General features: G+C 62.7%; 16 protein-coding genes and 2 pseudogenes. 10 read left to right on the top strand and 8 right to left on the bottom strand.

What is annotated here, in order from left to right; genetic code table 11:
* Positions 1–92: 92 nt before the first annotated feature.
* Entirely contained in the window at positions 93–1,034 is a 942-nt protein-coding gene (locus V1289_RS43115) for a LysR family transcriptional regulator (protein ID WP_334405587.1), read from the top strand.
* 23 nt (positions 1,035–1,057) lie between these two features.
* On the opposite strand, the gene V1289_RS43110 is transcribed toward V1289_RS43115, so the two are convergent.
* The gene (locus V1289_RS43110; RefSeq protein WP_334405586.1) at positions 1,058–2,335 is read right to left on the bottom strand and encodes an ArgE/DapE family deacylase; all 1,278 of its coding nucleotides are present in this window, start codon (positions 2,333–2,335) and stop codon (positions 1,058–1,060) included.
* 60 nt (positions 2,336–2,395) lie between these two features.
* A pseudogene (locus V1289_RS43105) lies at positions 2,396–2,791 on the bottom strand (pyridoxamine 5'-phosphate oxidase family protein); the annotation flags it as partial.
* Here V1289_RS43105 and V1289_RS43100 point away from each other — a divergent pair.
* From V1289_RS43100 to V1289_RS43090, 3 genes and pseudogenes are all read left to right on the top strand, one after another.
* Positions 2,781–3,023, top strand: a pseudogene (locus V1289_RS43100) (hypothetical protein); the annotation flags it as partial. The pseudogenes V1289_RS43105 and V1289_RS43100 overlap by 11 nt on opposite strands.
* A gap of 75 nt (positions 3,024–3,098) precedes the next feature.
* Positions 3,099–3,251, top strand: coding sequence for a hypothetical protein (locus V1289_RS43095; RefSeq protein ID WP_334405584.1), 153 nt, complete (start codon positions 3,099–3,101; stop codon positions 3,249–3,251).
* A gap of 20 nt (positions 3,252–3,271) precedes the next feature.
* A complete protein-coding gene (locus V1289_RS43090) occupies positions 3,272–3,523 on the top strand; it encodes a DUF6719 family protein (protein ID WP_334405582.1) in 252 nt (83 codons plus the stop codon).
* An 84-nt stretch (positions 3,524–3,607) separates the two neighbouring features.
* Here the strand turns inward: V1289_RS43090 and V1289_RS43085 are convergent, their stop codons facing one another.
* The 3 genes from V1289_RS43085 to V1289_RS43075 form a co-directional block, all read right to left on the bottom strand.
* Complete coding sequence (locus tag V1289_RS43085; RefSeq protein ID WP_334405580.1) at positions 3,608–4,006, bottom strand: hypothetical protein; 399 nt, start codon at positions 4,004–4,006, stop codon at positions 3,608–3,610.
* 42 nt (positions 4,007–4,048) lie between these two features.
* Entirely contained in the window at positions 4,049–4,204 is a 156-nt protein-coding gene (locus tag V1289_RS43080) for a hypothetical protein (protein WP_334405578.1), read from the bottom strand.
* Between the two features lie 259 nt (positions 4,205–4,463).
* Complete coding sequence (locus V1289_RS43075; RefSeq protein ID WP_309184455.1) at positions 4,464–4,625, bottom strand: hypothetical protein; 162 nt, start codon at positions 4,623–4,625, stop codon at positions 4,464–4,466.
* Between the two features lie 221 nt (positions 4,626–4,846).
* On the opposite strand from V1289_RS43075, the gene V1289_RS43070 reads away from it, so the two are divergent.
* Positions 4,847–5,071: a hypothetical protein gene (locus V1289_RS43070; RefSeq protein WP_334405577.1), complete on the top strand. Its 225-nt coding sequence runs from the start codon at positions 4,847–4,849 to the stop codon at positions 5,069–5,071.
* Between the two features lie 25 nt (positions 5,072–5,096).
* Here the strand turns inward: V1289_RS43070 and V1289_RS43065 are convergent, their stop codons facing one another.
* The gene (locus V1289_RS43065) at positions 5,097–5,645 is read right to left on the bottom strand and encodes a CreA family protein (protein WP_334405575.1); all 549 of its coding nucleotides are present in this window, start codon (positions 5,643–5,645) and stop codon (positions 5,097–5,099) included.
* Positions 5,646–5,865: 220 nt separating this feature from the next.
* Here V1289_RS43065 and V1289_RS43060 point away from each other — a divergent pair, with 220 nt between their 5' ends.
* The 4 genes from V1289_RS43060 to V1289_RS43045 all read left to right on the top strand — a co-directional run bounded on the left by V1289_RS43060 (position 5,866) and on the right by V1289_RS43045 (position 9,994).
* Positions 5,866–7,623: a L,D-transpeptidase gene (locus tag V1289_RS43060; protein ID WP_334405573.1), complete on the top strand. Its 1,758-nt coding sequence runs from the start codon at positions 5,866–5,868 to the stop codon at positions 7,621–7,623.
* A gap of 96 nt (positions 7,624–7,719) precedes the next feature.
* The gene (locus V1289_RS43055) at positions 7,720–8,295 is read left to right on the top strand and encodes a glutathione peroxidase (RefSeq protein WP_334405571.1); all 576 of its coding nucleotides are present in this window, start codon (positions 7,720–7,722) and stop codon (positions 8,293–8,295) included.
* A gap of 152 nt (positions 8,296–8,447) precedes the next feature.
* Complete coding sequence (locus V1289_RS43050; protein ID WP_334405569.1) at positions 8,448–9,413, top strand: polysaccharide deacetylase family protein; 966 nt, start codon at positions 8,448–8,450, stop codon at positions 9,411–9,413.
* A gap of 23 nt (positions 9,414–9,436) precedes the next feature.
* Positions 9,437–9,994: a dihydrofolate reductase family protein gene (locus V1289_RS43045; RefSeq protein WP_334405567.1), complete on the top strand. Its 558-nt coding sequence runs from the start codon at positions 9,437–9,439 to the stop codon at positions 9,992–9,994.
* Positions 9,995–10,080: 86 nt separating this feature from the next.
* On the opposite strand, the gene V1289_RS43040 is transcribed toward V1289_RS43045, so the two are convergent.
* The gene (locus V1289_RS43040; RefSeq protein ID WP_334405565.1) at positions 10,081–10,533 is read right to left on the bottom strand and encodes a DoxX family protein; all 453 of its coding nucleotides are present in this window, start codon (positions 10,531–10,533) and stop codon (positions 10,081–10,083) included.
* A 128-nt stretch (positions 10,534–10,661) separates the two neighbouring features.
* Entirely contained in the window at positions 10,662–12,971 is a 2,310-nt protein-coding gene (locus V1289_RS43035; RefSeq protein WP_334405563.1) for an NADP-dependent malic enzyme, read from the bottom strand.
* Between the two features lie 336 nt (positions 12,972–13,307).
* On the opposite strand from V1289_RS43035, the gene V1289_RS43030 reads away from it, so the two are divergent.
* Complete coding sequence (locus V1289_RS43030; protein WP_334405562.1) at positions 13,308–15,203, top strand: hypothetical protein; 1,896 nt, start codon at positions 13,308–13,310, stop codon at positions 15,201–15,203.
* The last annotated feature ends 1 nt before the right edge of the window (position 15,204 follow it).

Here is a 15,204-nt window from a genome sequence, read left to right as displayed (position 1 = left end):
TCTCCCTTAAAGCGCACCCTTGAAGGTTTCCATTTGACAGCAGCGTACCCGATGCGCGTCAATGGCGCCATGTCCGCATGGGAATAGATGATATGGCCGAAAATGCATCATCGGAGCTGAACCTGAGAGAACTGCGGATCCTGAACGCCTTGCTGCACGAGCGCAGCATCACCCGGACCGCACAGCTTCTGGCGACCACGCAACCCGGCATCAGCAAGGTGCTCCGGAATCTCCGAGCGCAATTTGCCGATCCCCTGTTCGTCCGAAACGGCCACGCGATGCAGCCGACCGCCAAGGCCCTCGACATCGCCGATCAGTTGCGCACGCTTCTCGGGGCTGCCGACGGTTTGCGCGCCTCCGTGTCGGCCTTCGATCCCGACCAGTCGGACCGCACGTTCAGCCTGTTGCTGACCGATGTCGGAATGATCCGTTTCCTGCCGCCGCTGATCGCCCACGTTGCTGCGATCGCGCCGAGAGTCAAAATCCGGGCAACGCCGCTGGACTCACGCCAGTTCGAGCTCAAGCTGGAAGCGGGCGAGGCAGATCTGGCGCTTGGCGCGTTTCCGAAGGCGGCGCGCCACCTGCGGCGTCAGCGATTGTATTTCGACGGTTATGTGACCGTTATGCGCGATGGCCATCCCAGAATGTCGACCTTGCGGTCCCGCACCGGCTTCCTCGCCGAGCGGCATATCCTTGTCACGGCATCAGAGACCGGTCATGCCGCGCACGGGACCGCGCAGCGCGTGCTGGCGTCGCAAATATCGCCATCGAACATCATGCTGCAGGTCCCAAGCTTCATCGCCGGTGCCATTGTCGCGGCCGAAACCGACGGTCTCACGACCTTGCCGGCGAATCTGGCGAAGCGCCTCGCCGGCCCGCTCGGGCTGACCGCCTTCGACACACCGATTGCCTTGCCGCGCATCGAAATCGCGCAGTATTGGCATGAACGGTATCATCGCGATGCCGCGCACCGCTGGTTCAGATCAGAAACGTTCGATCTGTTCAGTTCGACGGCGCATAAGCGCCGCCGGTGAACTGAACCTGCGAAACGATCGACTTAGATCGCTTCCACCCCGCACCATTCCGCGATGAACAGCGCGGTTGCCTTGGTCGATTTGCGCAGCGAGTCCAGATCGACATATTCGTTGAATCCATGCATCGCCGCCCCGCTGGCGCCGAAGCACAGGCTCGGGATGTTGTGGTTCAGGCCATAGAACCTTGTGTCAGTCAGTGCAGTGAAAACATGGTCCTGCACCTCGCCGCCATAGACCGCAGCATACGCCTTGCCGAAGCCGGCTTCGGGGGCTGCGGAATCCTTCAGCTCATAGCCCTCGGACAGAAATCCGGACCACGCCACCTCGGGCGGATTGTTGGAGAGGAAACGATGGTCGCGCGCGGCGGCCGAGACGCAGGCCAGAATCTCGTTCTGGCAATCGGCGACCGACCAGCCCGGCAGAACCGCGATCCGGCAATCGACGTCGCACCAGGCCGGCACGCTGGAAGCCCAGTCGCCGCCCTTGATGATGCCGGGATTGAAATTGATCGGATGTGTCAGCGTTTTGAAATAGCGATCGCTTTTCGCGCGCTCGTTCCATTCGGCCTCGAGCTTTTGCAGCCCATGTATCAGATGATACGCCGCCATGATCGCGTTGGAGCCGGAGCCGGCCTCGAACACGTGCACGGGAAAACCGCGCACTTTCAGGCGAAACCAGATCACGCCGACCTGCGAGCGAACCATCTTGCCGTTGGTCGGCTCGGGAATGAAGCAGGCGTCGGCGCGGTAGCCGCGCTGCAAGGTCGAGAGCGCGCCGACGCCGGTGCTCTCCTCCTCGATCACGGACTGAAAGTGGATCCGCGCGGTCGGCTTCAAGCCGGCCGCCTTGATCGCATCGAGCGCATAGAGCGCGCCGATGGTGCCGGACTTCATGTCGCAGGCGCCGCGGCCATACATCTTGCCGTCCTTGACGACCGGCGAGAACGGCGGCGTCTCCCACATATCCAGCGGCCCGGCAGGTACGACGTCGCAGTGGCCCTGCAGGATCAGCGACTTTCCTGCATTACGCGACGGCCGGTAGGTACCGACCACGGTGCGGGCCTTGGAAAAATCATGCTCGATCGGGCCGAAGCCGCGCAGATCCTTCAAATCCTCGACGTCGATATGCCAGTCGTCGACCTCATAGCCGCGTGCACGCAGGAGATCCGCGATCATGTCCTGGCAGGGCCCCTCGGCGCCGCGGGTCGACGGTATCGCAACAAAATCCCGTGTGGTCGCCAGCTGCGCATCAAAGCCGGCGTCGACGGCATCCAGGATTTTTTGTTGCGTATCGGCAGTCATGCGGCAGCTCCAATTGCGAGTTTCTTCTTTGGTCGTGAGAGCCGGCACCCTAGCCCGGCCTCAGCCGCCGGGATATTGCACAAGATAGGCATCGCGCAAGGCGTCTTCGAGCAGACGGCCTTCCGAATAACCACGCAGCGATTGCGGCCGCCCGACACCGTCGCGCAGCCGCGGACAAGGTTCCGGCGCGCCAAGCACCGTGCGCACGGGAATCCGCTCGGCATAGACAGGCAATTCGTAATCCTCCGCATCGTCGGCCACGCCCCTTGAGCGAATCTTGGCGGACGCCTGTTCGATCTCCATCGCGATGACCGCGGTCGCCTTGATTTCCTGTGCCGTGCTTTGCCGCAGGCTCGCGGTACGATCGGGAAAGAACCGGTCGACCATGGCGACCAGCGCGCGCTTCTTCTCCTCGGGATCGGTGACGAGGCAAGCGGTGCCGAACGCCAGGGCCGCCGCCGGTGTCGAGGGTTGGCTGTTGGCGGAAACTTACTTTCGCGCGCGACCGTTGCCTGGGTTCGTGCTTGGATTTGCCGGTCACCCCATTCCGCAGCTGATCGCGTCAGCTGAAAAATTGGCGAAGGCATCTCTCCTCGCACTGCGCGCGAACCGCAAGCCGGGCAGCGGTGGAACCGGCATCGTCAAGATGTCGAAACCCGCATCCTCGCCGTCCCGATCGGTCGGCTGAAACAGGCGCCTATGAGAATCGCCACCGCATGAATAAACTCCATCGTTGGAATAAGCGTCACGATGGAGCTACCGGATGCCCGGCAACCGCAACGTCCTGTATCTCATCATCGCGGCGCTGGTCGCGGCCGTCGGCGTGCTCAGCTACAATCTCTATCAGGCCAAGAAGGAACCCGAGGGCCTGCAGATCAATGTCGGCCCCAACGGGCTGAAGATACAGAACAAGTGAAGGAGGCCCATTTGGCGATCATGGAGGCCTCACGCACGGCGTTGATTGCCCTGGCCGGCAGCCTCGGCCTGTGGATGCTGGCAACGCCCGCGGTCGCCGAACAGGTCTCGCGCGAGCAGGACATTGTCAATCTGCGACTGGGTCAGCGCATTCTTGTCGACGACGGATCCTGCCCGGTCGGGCAGATCAAGGAAATTTCGGGGTCGCAGATGACCGCAAACGGCGTCGTCCGCGTCCGCAAATGCATTGCGCGGCTCGGCACGAAACGATAGCCGATCGCCGCTTCGGCGCGCGGTCGCGTTACCGGCAACATTCCTGGATGTCTGAATTGCGAAATACGGCCGGGCTGGCGCCAGCTAGTTCGAAGGCTCGAACATGCACTGCAGCGTCGGCTTGGCGATCTTGGTGAAGGTCGCGCCGATTTCGGACTGCTTCGACGGCGGCACCCAATCGGTCTCGATCGTCGGCACGCCGGTTTCGCTGATGCCGCGCAGCAGGGCCTCCCGCAGGTCGGGGTCATCCACGGTGGCGGCGGCGTAGTCGTGCAGGCAGCCGCAAACAGACTCAGGATGCGCCCAGCGTCCCACCATGTGCGGAGCGCACAGGCGCACGAACTCGCCGCGCGGATCCGGCACCTTGAACAGCGACCGGAATTGAATCGTCTGGGGTTGGGGAATTTGCGGCACTTGGGCCTGCGCCGGACCGCCCACAATGAACGAAGCCAGGATGGCGGCGGAACTGATACGAACCAACATACAGAACCCTTACCGGCAGTTTTTTGGACGTTCCTGGAGCGTTCAGTTGGCAGCAACAACGATCGACTGCGGAACCTGGATCGTAACCGGCGAACCGTTGTAGGAGAAGGTGCCGATGCCGGGCAGCGAATTGTCCGAAGAACCCGCCATCGAGGGACCGGCCAGGACGAAGGCGAAGATGAAGCTGATGGTCCGCATCTGACTGTCTCCGGTTTCGGTGCCGGCGGTCCCCGCCGTTTCGTTGGCAGTCTGATAACCACCCGCTGTTTCCGGATATCTGCGCCAAAACAGAAAATGGTTTCGTCGCACTGCAGAATTGTTTCGTCGACCTGCTGCGACGAAACAATGGCACGAAAAATTCAATGATTTCAGTCGAATAACGCGCGGAAAGCGGGACCTTGAGGGGCGAAAGATGCCGCTCGGCGCCGCTAAGGCTTGTCGATTGAATTTTGCGACATCACGGGCCGATAGCAGCCATCACGTCAGGCGCCGGTGTCACAATGGGTGACCCGCAATAGGTGAACGTCCCGATCCCCGGCATGTCGCGATCGGCGCTGCCGGCCAGCGACGGGCCGGTCAGAACGAAAACCAGGGCAATCACATAGCTGAGTGCGCGCATCTGAATTTCTCCAATAGCCATTTGAAAATCAGACGCGCGCGGCGGCCCGCGGGTTCGACGCAGGCCTGCAAGTTTTTAACCTTTGTCTGCTGAATAAGCCGCACTGCAGCAGGGCCGGTGATGAACCAAAGCATCCCTCCGGCCGACTCAGTCGAACACCCTGCAACCTTTCTCAGAGGTTGTGCGTTGTCGTAATCCCAGTCCAATGAAGGATAATAGTCGTGGGCAATGACAACATCGGCGTTGGCAATGGAACCGCGTCCCGCAAACCCGCCCAGCAGATGGCGGGTGCGATGTCGCAGCAGGGCGGCAGCGTCCTCGGGGACAATCAATGCACCCAGCAGAAGCTGGTGCGGCTGGTGGGGTGCCGCGATCCCAAAGCCCAGTCCGACAAGGCCCGCCCCTACAAGGCCGGCGTCGAACCGAAGCAGCGGCAATTCGATTAGGCCGCCGTTCTGGTTCCCCGCCCCACTACTGGATGAACTCGCCGCATTTCTGCACTGCGCTATCGGCTGTCCCCCAAGGCATGATCGGTACCGAGGAGGTAGAGTTTTTGGGTGAGCCTTCGATCAGCTTGTCCGAATAGACCATGTAGACCAGCACGTTCCGTTTGGCGTCGCAGCCACGGACGATCTGCATCTTCTTGAAGAACAGCGAGCGGCGCTTGCGGAACATGTCGTCGCCCTGCTCCAACTTGTCCTTGAATCGGATCGGGCCGATCTGGCGGCATGCCAGCGAAATATCCGAGACCTCCTCGGCAAGCCCGATCCAGCCCTTGAAACCGCCCTTCTCCGGTACCGTGAAATGACACGCCACCCCCTCGACCTGGGGGTCGTCGACGCCATAGGTCGCGAGCTTGTCGTTGGGGCTCATCCATTTGAACACCGTCGAGCGGCGGAAAATCAGGTCCGGCTCGTCAGCGGCGGCGGCCGGGCAAGCCTGCCAGAACGTCAGGGCCAACACCGCCAAAGCCAGATTTCTCCACCTTTTGTCACGCTTACCAATGGCTTGGGATGTCATGAATGTCTCCGCTGAGGGCTTGCGGCCTATGTAGTGCGGAAAAGCCGCGCAGGAAGGCTGCCGGCAGCGGACGACCAGCGCCGTTTAACCTATTGTGAGGCTTTTTTGCTACGCTTGCGACGAAAACGCCGGGATCACGGAAGGGTTAGAGGCCTCCCGCTGGTGAACGCGTTTCGCGTCTGCGACAACAAATGACTATCTGGACTGGGAATCGAGGATTATGCGCGTGAGCGGGCGTCGGATTTCTATAGCGAATATTGCGAACGAGCGGTTTTGGCAGATTGCGATTTTGACTGCGGCTGGCACGATCGGCGCCGCGTCGCAGGCAGACGCCGCGCTCTATTACTGGCAGGATTCTGATCCCGGCTACTATCGGCCGGATCCGATGGCTCAGCCGCGGCGGCAAAAAGTACGGCGGCACCAGGCCAGGAAGGGCGAGGTGACGGAAAAGGAAACCGGCGCCAAGCCGCAGGGACCGCTGATCATCGCGGTCTCGATCGAAAAGCAGAAGGTGCGGATCTACGACTCCAACGGGTTCTTTGCGGAAAGCCCGGTCTCCACCGGCATGGCCGGCCATTCGACCCCGATGGGCGTCTTCAGCATCATCCAAAAGCACAAATTCCACCATTCCAACATCTATAGCGGCGCACCGATGCCGTACATGCAGCGGATCACCTGGTCAGGTGTCGCGATGCATGCCGGCGTGCTGCCGGGATATCCGGCGTCGCATGGTTGCATCCGCATGCCGATGGCGTTTGCCGTGAAGATGTGGAACTGGACCAAGATGGGCGCGCGGGTCATCGTCACACCCGGCGAGATGACGCCTGCGAATTTTTCGCATCCATTGCTGATGGCGCAGAAAATCGCGCCGCAGCCGGCGATCGCCGACGAGCCGAAGACGGATGTGCCCGCGGTAAAGACCGACAAGGGAGCGGACGCCGGCACGGCGATCAAGCCGGAGAACTCTGAAGCGAACCTGGAGCTGAGATCGACCGTCGGTCACGCGCCTGCGTTGCCGTTGCGCGAACAAACCCACACCGCAGATGCCAGCGCCGCCATGCCGTCGACCAACGCCGCGGTCACGATGTCCGATGCCGGTAGCGCGCGGCCCGCGTCCAGCGAACCTGTTTCCGTCAAGACCGCCCCGGCGCCAACCGCCGGCGACGCCGCGAAGACCGAGGTCACCGCAAGCGAAAGCGCAAAAGCCGAGGACAAGCCCGCCGAGGCGAAGGTCGAGGCCAAGTCAGACGATGCCAAGTCGGACGACGTCAAGACCGAGGACACCAAAGCTGAGACCTCCACGGTCGACACATCGAAGGCCGACGAGCCCAAGGCTACGGACAAGGCTACGGACAAGGCTACGGACAAGGCTACCGACGAGGCGACCGAGAAGGTTGTTGAAATGCCTGCAGAGCCCGCCAAGGCGGTCGCAGATGCCCCCGCCGCGGCTCCCGCCGATGTGAAAAAAGACGCGGCGCGACTGCCCGGCGCCGAGAAGGCCGTCGCCGCGAAACCGGAACCGCCGAAACGTACAGGCCCGATTGCGGTGTTCATCAGCCGCAAGGATTCGAAACTTTACGTTCGGCAGGAATTCAAGCCGCTGTTCGACGCCCCGGTGACGATCGCGCCCAGCGACCGGCCGTTGGGCACGCACGTGTTCACGGCGCAAGCCGACAAGAACGACGCCAATTTGTTGCGCTGGTCGGTGGTCACGCTGCCAGCGGCACGCAATGCGGCCCGAAACGACGATGGCGACCGCCCTGCCCGACGACGCAAGGGCATGGCCCCCGCCGAGACGAAACCGATCCCAGTGCCGGACAGCCCGGCCGAGGCGCTGGACCGCATCGTCATCCCGCCGGATGCGATGGCGCGCATCGCGGAAGCGCTGACGGCCGCCAGCTCGATCGTGGTGTCCGATCAGGGCATCAACCAGGGCGAAACCGGCGAAGGCACGGATTTCATCGTCTCGCTGCGCTAGCGCGATCGATCCAGCCATAACGGCTTGTTGAGCAGCGGCCAAACGGCCGTTGCGCTATATCCATTTGGCACGAATTCGCTGTGGTGGAGGCCGGCCATGATGAACCGCAGGACCATGATGACGGTGGCGCTGGCTGCGCTCGCCGGCGCGGCCTCGACCCGGGTCGCAATCGCGCAGGCCGGCATGAGCAGGATCACCGCTTACGCGTTTTCATTTCCAGCACTGACCGGCGGCGACATCAGGCTCGCCGAATTTGCCGGCCATCCGCTGCTGATCGTCAATACCGCATCGCTGTGCGGCTTCACGCCGCAATATGCGGGCCTGCAGGAATTGTGGACCGAGTTTCACGGCCGTGGCCTGACGATCATCGGCGTTCCCTCCGACGATTTCGGCGGGCAGGAACCGGGCGGCGCGACCGAAATCGCCGAGACCGCGCAACACCAGTATGGCGTCACCTTTCCGATCGCGGCGAAGGCCGTCGTTAAAGGCCCGGACGCGCATCCGTTCTACAAATGGGCGGCGGAGGCGCGGCCGAAGGATGTTCCGCGCTGGAACTTCCATAAATATCTGATTGGCCGCGACGGCTATATCGCGGACGTCTTCCCCGAAACCGTAGAACCACGGGATACGCGGGTGAAAACCGCCATTGCGCGGGCGCTGGCCGACTCCTGAATTAACCGGTTCGGCGACAAATCGACCACCGATAACGACAGCCGTTGCCTTGGCTACGCCGCTCCAACTAGGGTATTATGCGTTGGGGCAGGAATCGGACCGGCGGCAAAGAGCCGGTACCGGGAACGGGATCAGGATCTAAGGAAAACGCCATGCGTATTGCAGCAGGTCTGGTTTTTGCGGGCGCGGTTTCATTGCTCTCGTCTGGCGCAGCATGGTCGCAAACGCCGCCGGCCGCCAAGGCCGCCGTTGCTCCTCTGACTGCGACGGCCGCGCCGGCTCCGGCCGCAGCGCCTGCTGCTGCCGCCGCCGCTCAACCCGCGAGAGCCGCTTGCACCAACCCCAACGCACTCGGCGTCGGCCGCACCGTCGAAATCGACACCACGGGCGGACCGGGCTTCGGCTTCGAGCATTTCAAGCAACTCGACTTCCTGCGTGACAAGGAAGTCGTGCTGACCTTCGACGACGGTCCGTGGCCGGTCAACACGCCGTCGGTCCTGAAGACGCTGGCGGACGAATGCACCACCGGCATCTTCTTCTCGATCGGCAAGCACGCCACCTACTATCCGGAAATCCTCAAACAGGTCTATGCAGCCGGCCATACCGTCGGCAGCCACACTTGGTCGCACGCGACGCTCACGAACAAAAAGCTCACCGACGACCAGAAGAAGGAAGAAATCGAAAAAGGCTTTAGCGCGGTGAAATGGGCGCTGGGCGGTGTTTCGCCGTCGCCGTTCTTCCGCTTCCCGGCGCTGCAGCACCCGCCGGAAATGGTCACCTATCTCGGCGAGCGCAACATCGCGATGTTCTCCTGCGATCTCGACTCCTTCGATTTCAAGGCGAGCAAGGCGCAGCAGGTGATCGACGTCACGATGAGGAAGCTCGACAAGCTCGGCAAGGGCATCATCCTGATGCACGACTTCCACAAGCACACCGCAGAGGCCCTGCCCGAACTTTTGAAGAGGCTGAAGGCCGGCGGCTACAAGGTCGTTGCAATGAAGGCGAAAGTGCCGGTGCAGACCCTGCCGCAATACGACGAAGAACTTCTCAAGGACGCCAAGCTGCCGACGGTAAGCTCCCGCCCGGTCTCCAGCGTCGTGCAGACGATTTCGGAATAGTCGGTTCACAGTTCGACAAGCCTGTGCCCGCGCTGCGCATCGAGGGTTACGTCATCGTGTCGGGCGACGGCATGCTGGCCAATGCCGATCGCGTGATGCCGGAAGGATTGAAGTTTGACGGCGACAAGCGGTTCTTCACCGCCGCCCTCGATCGTGCCGACCTGATCGTGCACGGCCGCAATTCCTACGAAGACCAGCCGAACTCGCCAAAGCGGAAGCGGGTCGTCCTGACCCGGAATGTGCGCGCGATCGCGCCCGACCTGGCCAATCCCAAGGCGACCCTGTGGAATCCGGCGGGCGCATCGTTCGAAGCCGCCTGCGAGCGCGCCGGCGTTCAATCGGGCACCATCGCGATCATAGGCGGTCCCTACGTGTTCGGGATGTTCATGGACCGCTATGACACGTTCTGGCTCTCGCTGGCGCCGCACGTGCGGCTGCCGGACGGAGAGCCCTGCTTCCCCGGCGTGCCCGCGCGCACGCCGCAGCAGATACTGGCCGCGCATGGCCTCAAGGCCGGCGAGCCGCAAATGCTCGACCCGGCCGATGACGTCAGCGTCACGCCGTGGCGGCGCAGCGCCTGAAACCCTTTATTTTTACGCGTTTTCTTTACGCGAACCGGTATCCACCCCGGATCGAGTCCGAGGCAGGCTTTCGCTCGAAAGCGCTACTACACGTCCCCGTAAATCGGCTCCGACGATCGCGGTCCGCGGCCATAGCCCGCGATGATGAACAGCGCGCCGATGATCGACAGGTTTTTCAGCGCATCGATAATCGCCTTGTCCCGGTCCGGGCTCGCGGGATTCCAGAAATCGTGGAAATAGAAGGTGACTACGAGCACGAACAGGATCAGCAGAATGGCGAAGAATCTTGCGCCGAAATTGAGCGCGATCATCAGGCCCGCAATGACCTCGAACGAGCCGACGGACAGTGCCAGCAGTTGCGGCATCTTCATGTTTGTCATGGTTTCGAGCTGCAATATGTAGGGATCGAGCAGCCCGGGAATAATGACTTTGCTCGCAATTGCCTGCGCCGTTGACTGAACGTCGAAAAGTTTGGCTGCTCCCGAATAGATAAAGAGCACGGCGAACAAAATTCGCCCGAAAGTAATCAAGGCTGGCATGGGTCGGCCTCACTCAATGGCAATGCGCAAAATCGCAAGCGGCGGAGCGAAACGATTATGGGCGTTTCGCCTGCGCTTTTCAAACGAACAAATCGAAACCGCCGGCGACCCGAGCCATTTGATTTGAACTAACCAAACAGGGTCGGTTGCTGGCGGCCGGCACGCTCCTGGGCTTCGACCGCGGCCACCGCGGTCATGTTGAGAACGCCGCGCGCGGTCACCCCGGGCGTGAGAATGTGCGCGGGGCGCGCCGGCCCGATCAGGATCGGGCCAACGGGAAGCGCGTCCGCCAACACCTTGATCGTCTGGTAGGCGATGTTGGCGGCATCGAGATTTGGCATGATCAGGATATTGGCCTCGCCTTCCAGCCTCGATTGCGGCAGCACGAGCTTCCGCGCCACCGCCGACAATGCGGTATCGGCCTGCATTTCTCCGTCCGCCTCGATCTCCGGATGCTTCTCCTTCAGAAGCTGGGTGGCCCGGCGCATCTTGCGCGAGGAGTCCGTGTCATAGCTTCCGAAGTCGGAGTGTGACACGAGCGCTATTCTGGGCTTGAAATTGAAGCGCTGGACATGGATCGCCGCCAGCGACGCCATCTCCGCCAATTCCTCCGCGCTCGGGTTCGGCCGCACCTGGGTGTCGGCGATGAAATAGGCGCCCTTGCTTGTGATCATCAGCGCCAGCGCCGCATAATCGCTGACCCCCGGCAGGAAGCCGATGATCTCGCGCACATGGCGCAGATGGCTCATGTAGCCGCCCTCGACGCCGCACAGCATGGCGTCGGCTTCGCCGCGCACCACGGCGAGCGCCGCGATCACGGTGTTGTTGGTGCGCACCACCGTGCGCGCCGCATCCGGCGTGACGCCACACCGGCCGGCGACCTCGATATAGGACGTCACATAGGAGCGATAGCGCGGATCGTCCTCGGGATTGATGAGGTCGAAATCCCTGCCAGCCTTGATCGCAAGGCCGAACCGCTTGATGCGCGCCTCGACCACCGAGGGACGGCCCACCAAAATCGGCCGCGCCAAGTTCTCCTCCAGCACCACCTGCGTCGCGCGCAGCACGCGCTCGTCCTCACCCTCGGCGTAGATCACACGGACCGGTTGGGTCTTGGCCTTCGCGAATACCGGCTTCATGGTCAGGCCGGATCGGAACGCATAGCGCTGAAGCTGGGCGCAATATTCATCGAAATTATTGATCGGCCGCGTCGCCACGCCGGAATCCATCGCCGCCTTCGCCACCGCCGGCGCAATGCGCAGGATCAGGCGCGGATCGAACGGACTCGGGATCAGCGAACCCGGCCCGAAGCCCTGCGTCTCGCCGGCCTCGAAACCATGCGCGACCGCATCCGACGGCGGATCGCGCGCGAGCTGGGCGATGGCATCGACCGCCGCATGCTTCATCTCCTCGTTGATCGCGGTGGCGCCGACATCGAGCGCGCCGCGGAAGATGAACGGGAAGCACAGGACGTTGTTGACCTGGTTCGGGAAGTCCGATCGTCCGGTGCAGATCATCGCGTCGGGGCGTGCTTTGCGCGCCTCGTCCGGCATGATTTCGGGATCCGGGTTTGCGAGCGCCATCACCAGCGGCTGGTCCGCCATCGCCTTGACCATCTCCGGCTTCAGCACGTTTGGCGCTGATAAGCCCAGGAAGATGTCGGCGCCGCCGATCACATCGCCCAGCGTGCGCTTGTCGGTCTTCTGCACATAGACCGCCTTCCAGCGATCCATCAGCGTGTTGCGGCCCTCATAGACGAGGCCGTCGATATCGCAGACCCAGATGTTCTTGCGCTGCGCGCCCAGCGAGACCAACAGATTGAGGCAGGCGATCGCTGCGGCACCCGCGCCGGAACAGACGATCTTGATGTCTTCCAGCTTCTTGCCGTTCAGCCGCAGCGCATTGGTGATCGCGGCGCCGACGATGATGGCGGTGCCATGCTGGTCGTCATGGAATACCGGGATCTTCATGCGCGCCTTGAGCTGCGCCTCGATCTCGAAACACTCCGGCCCCCTGATGTCCTCGAGATTGATGCCGCCGAAGGTCGGCTCGAGCGCTGCGACCGTCTCGACCACGCGCTCGATGGTGTCGGCGGCGATTTCGATGTCGAACACGTCGATGCCGGCGAACTTCTTGAACAGGACCGCCTTGCCCTCCATGACCGGTTTGGAGGCCAACGGGCCGATATTGCCGAGGCCCAAAACCGCGGTGCCGTTGGAGACCACGGCGACCAGATTGGCGCGGGCGGTCAGGGAAGCGGCTTCGGCGGGGTTTTTGGCGATCTCCATGCAGGCGGCCGCGACGCCCGGCGAATAGGCCAGCGCGAGATCGCGCTGGTTCGCGAGCGGCTTGGTCGCCTGGATCTCCAGCTTGCCCGGTCGCGGCAGCCGATGGTACGCCAGTGCCGCGGAATCAAGATCTTCAGAATAGGACGACATACGTACTCCCGCGTTTCCGACCCCGAACTTTGTTTCTTGGCTACGTCCAGAAGAGGTCAGCTTTCCGGCAGATTGAGCCGGATGTGAAGCACGAGCAACCGCTTGGATGCAACATCCGACGGTTTACCCATCAACAGGCCAGCTACTGGCCGATCGACGCAAATTGTCGATGCCGTCAGCACATGCCCCTCCCTCATCCGGTCATTCGACCGACAATATGACAAATTGCCCCCTGCACAATCGCCAACCGGAGTTGACCGAATGGTAAAGATACTGATGGGTCTGGCTGCCGCGATCGTGATCGCAGTGGGCGCTTTCTTCGGCCTCTAGTTCTACATGCAGCATCGGGTCGCCGGCGAGGTCGAGGCCGCGTTCGAGCAGATCCGCGCAACCGGCGGCAAGGCAAGCCATGGCAAGGTGTCGTTCGACCTGTTGAACCGTACCGTCACGGTCGCAGACATCGCCGGTGAAACCGCCGCGCAACCTCCGGTTAGCGTCAAGATTGCCAGCGTTACGGCTGCGGGCGTCAGCCAGCCGAACCCGACGCGATTCTCCGCCAACAGCATCGAAGCCACCGACATCGAGGCCGGCCTGGCGATGGCCAGCCCCGGCTTGAATCTCACTTACAAGGTGCCACGGATCACCTTGAAGGACTATTCCGGTCCCGCCAGCCTGCAACGGCCACCGGCTTTCTCGTCCTTTGTCGACGTCTACCGCTTCGCTCTCGAGCAATTTGCAACCATCACCGCGTCGTCGATCACGGCCCCCAGCCTTGCCGGAACCATGAACTTCGGCGCCGCGACGCCGGGCGGAGGCGAGTTCACCTATTCGGGCTTTGCGATGCAGGGCATTAAGGACGGCAAGATCGACGTCACGAAGGTCGATGGGGTGGTTTTCAACGTCGCGATGGCGCAGGCGGGCAAGACGGAGAAGATGACCGGCCGCCTTGCAAATATCGCGTCCTATGACGTCGCTATCGGCGCAGCTGCGGCCATGTTCGATCCGCAGAAGGCCAACGACGACCGCTATTACCGCGCTTACCGGCAGGTCTCGGCCGGTCCCTATACCGTCACGTCCGGGCAAGGCCTGACGATGCGGATCGACGGCATGACCATCGATGACGTCGGGCTCAGGCCATCGCGGCTGCAACTGCCGGCGCTGCTGGCGATGATACCGCCGGCCGGCGCCGCGCCGCCGACGCCTGCGCAAGCGCGCGAGATGATGGAGAAGGTGGCCAAGCTCTATGAGGGCGTCCAAATCGGAAATGCCGAGATGCGCGGGCTCTCGGTCGAGACGCCGCAGGGTCCGCTGAAGCTTGCGACGATGCGATTCAATCTGGAGAGCGGCAAGATCGGCGAACTTGCTTTCGAAGGCCTCGATACGCGCGCGCCAAAGGGGCCGGTCAAGGTCGGGCGCTTCGCGCTGAAATCCCTCGACATCTCCAACCTGATGCGAATAACGGCGCAGTTCGCCGCGCAAAGGCCCGCACCGGACCAGGCGCTGGCGCTGTTGCCGCTGATCCAGGGCGCCGAGGTAAAGGGCCTCGTCGCGCCCTTCAAAAACACCGACAAGCTGGTCAACGTCGACACACTCGGCCTGGACTGGGGCCAGTTTGTCGGTCCGATCCCTAGCCAGGCGCACCTGGTCGCGAACCTGACCACCCCGATCGAAGCGGCCGACGCCCCGATGCTGGTCGCGGCCGGGATGAACATTGCGGCGATCGACTTCGATCTCGGCGCGGCCTGGACCGAAGCGCCGCACACCTTCGTACTGGAACCCGTGTCGCTCGGTGTCGGCAACCTGTTGAAGGCCACCGCGCGTGTCGCATTCGCCAACGTGCCGCGGGGCGCATTCTCGATCAATCCGGCGCAGGCGGCCAACATGGCTGCGCAAATCGAGGCCGGGACCATCGAACTCACGCTGCGCGACCTCGGCGGCGTCGACCTTGCGATCGCGCAATATGCCCGCACGCAGAACCTCAGCCCCGACGAAGCGCGCCGCGCCGTCATTGACGACATCAAGGCCAGCACCGCGGAGGCGGCAACGACCAATCCGGACGTGGCGGCGCTCGCCGACGCGCTCGCCGGCTTCGTCGAGAGCCCGAAGGGAACGCTGACGCTCAAGCTCACGCCGCACGGCAAGGTCCCGGCGATGCAGCTGATCCAGGTGCTGAAAATCGACCCACTGACGGCGCTGGCGCAATTTCAGGTGGAGGCCTCGACCACGCGGTGAA

This window comes from Bradyrhizobium sp. AZCC 2289, from assembly GCF_036924615.1.
Lineage (GTDB): Bacteria > Pseudomonadota > Alphaproteobacteria > Rhizobiales > Xanthobacteraceae > Bradyrhizobium.
The sequence above is the reverse complement of the archived record's forward strand: the minus strand, read 5'-3'. Positions and strand labels throughout refer to the sequence as shown.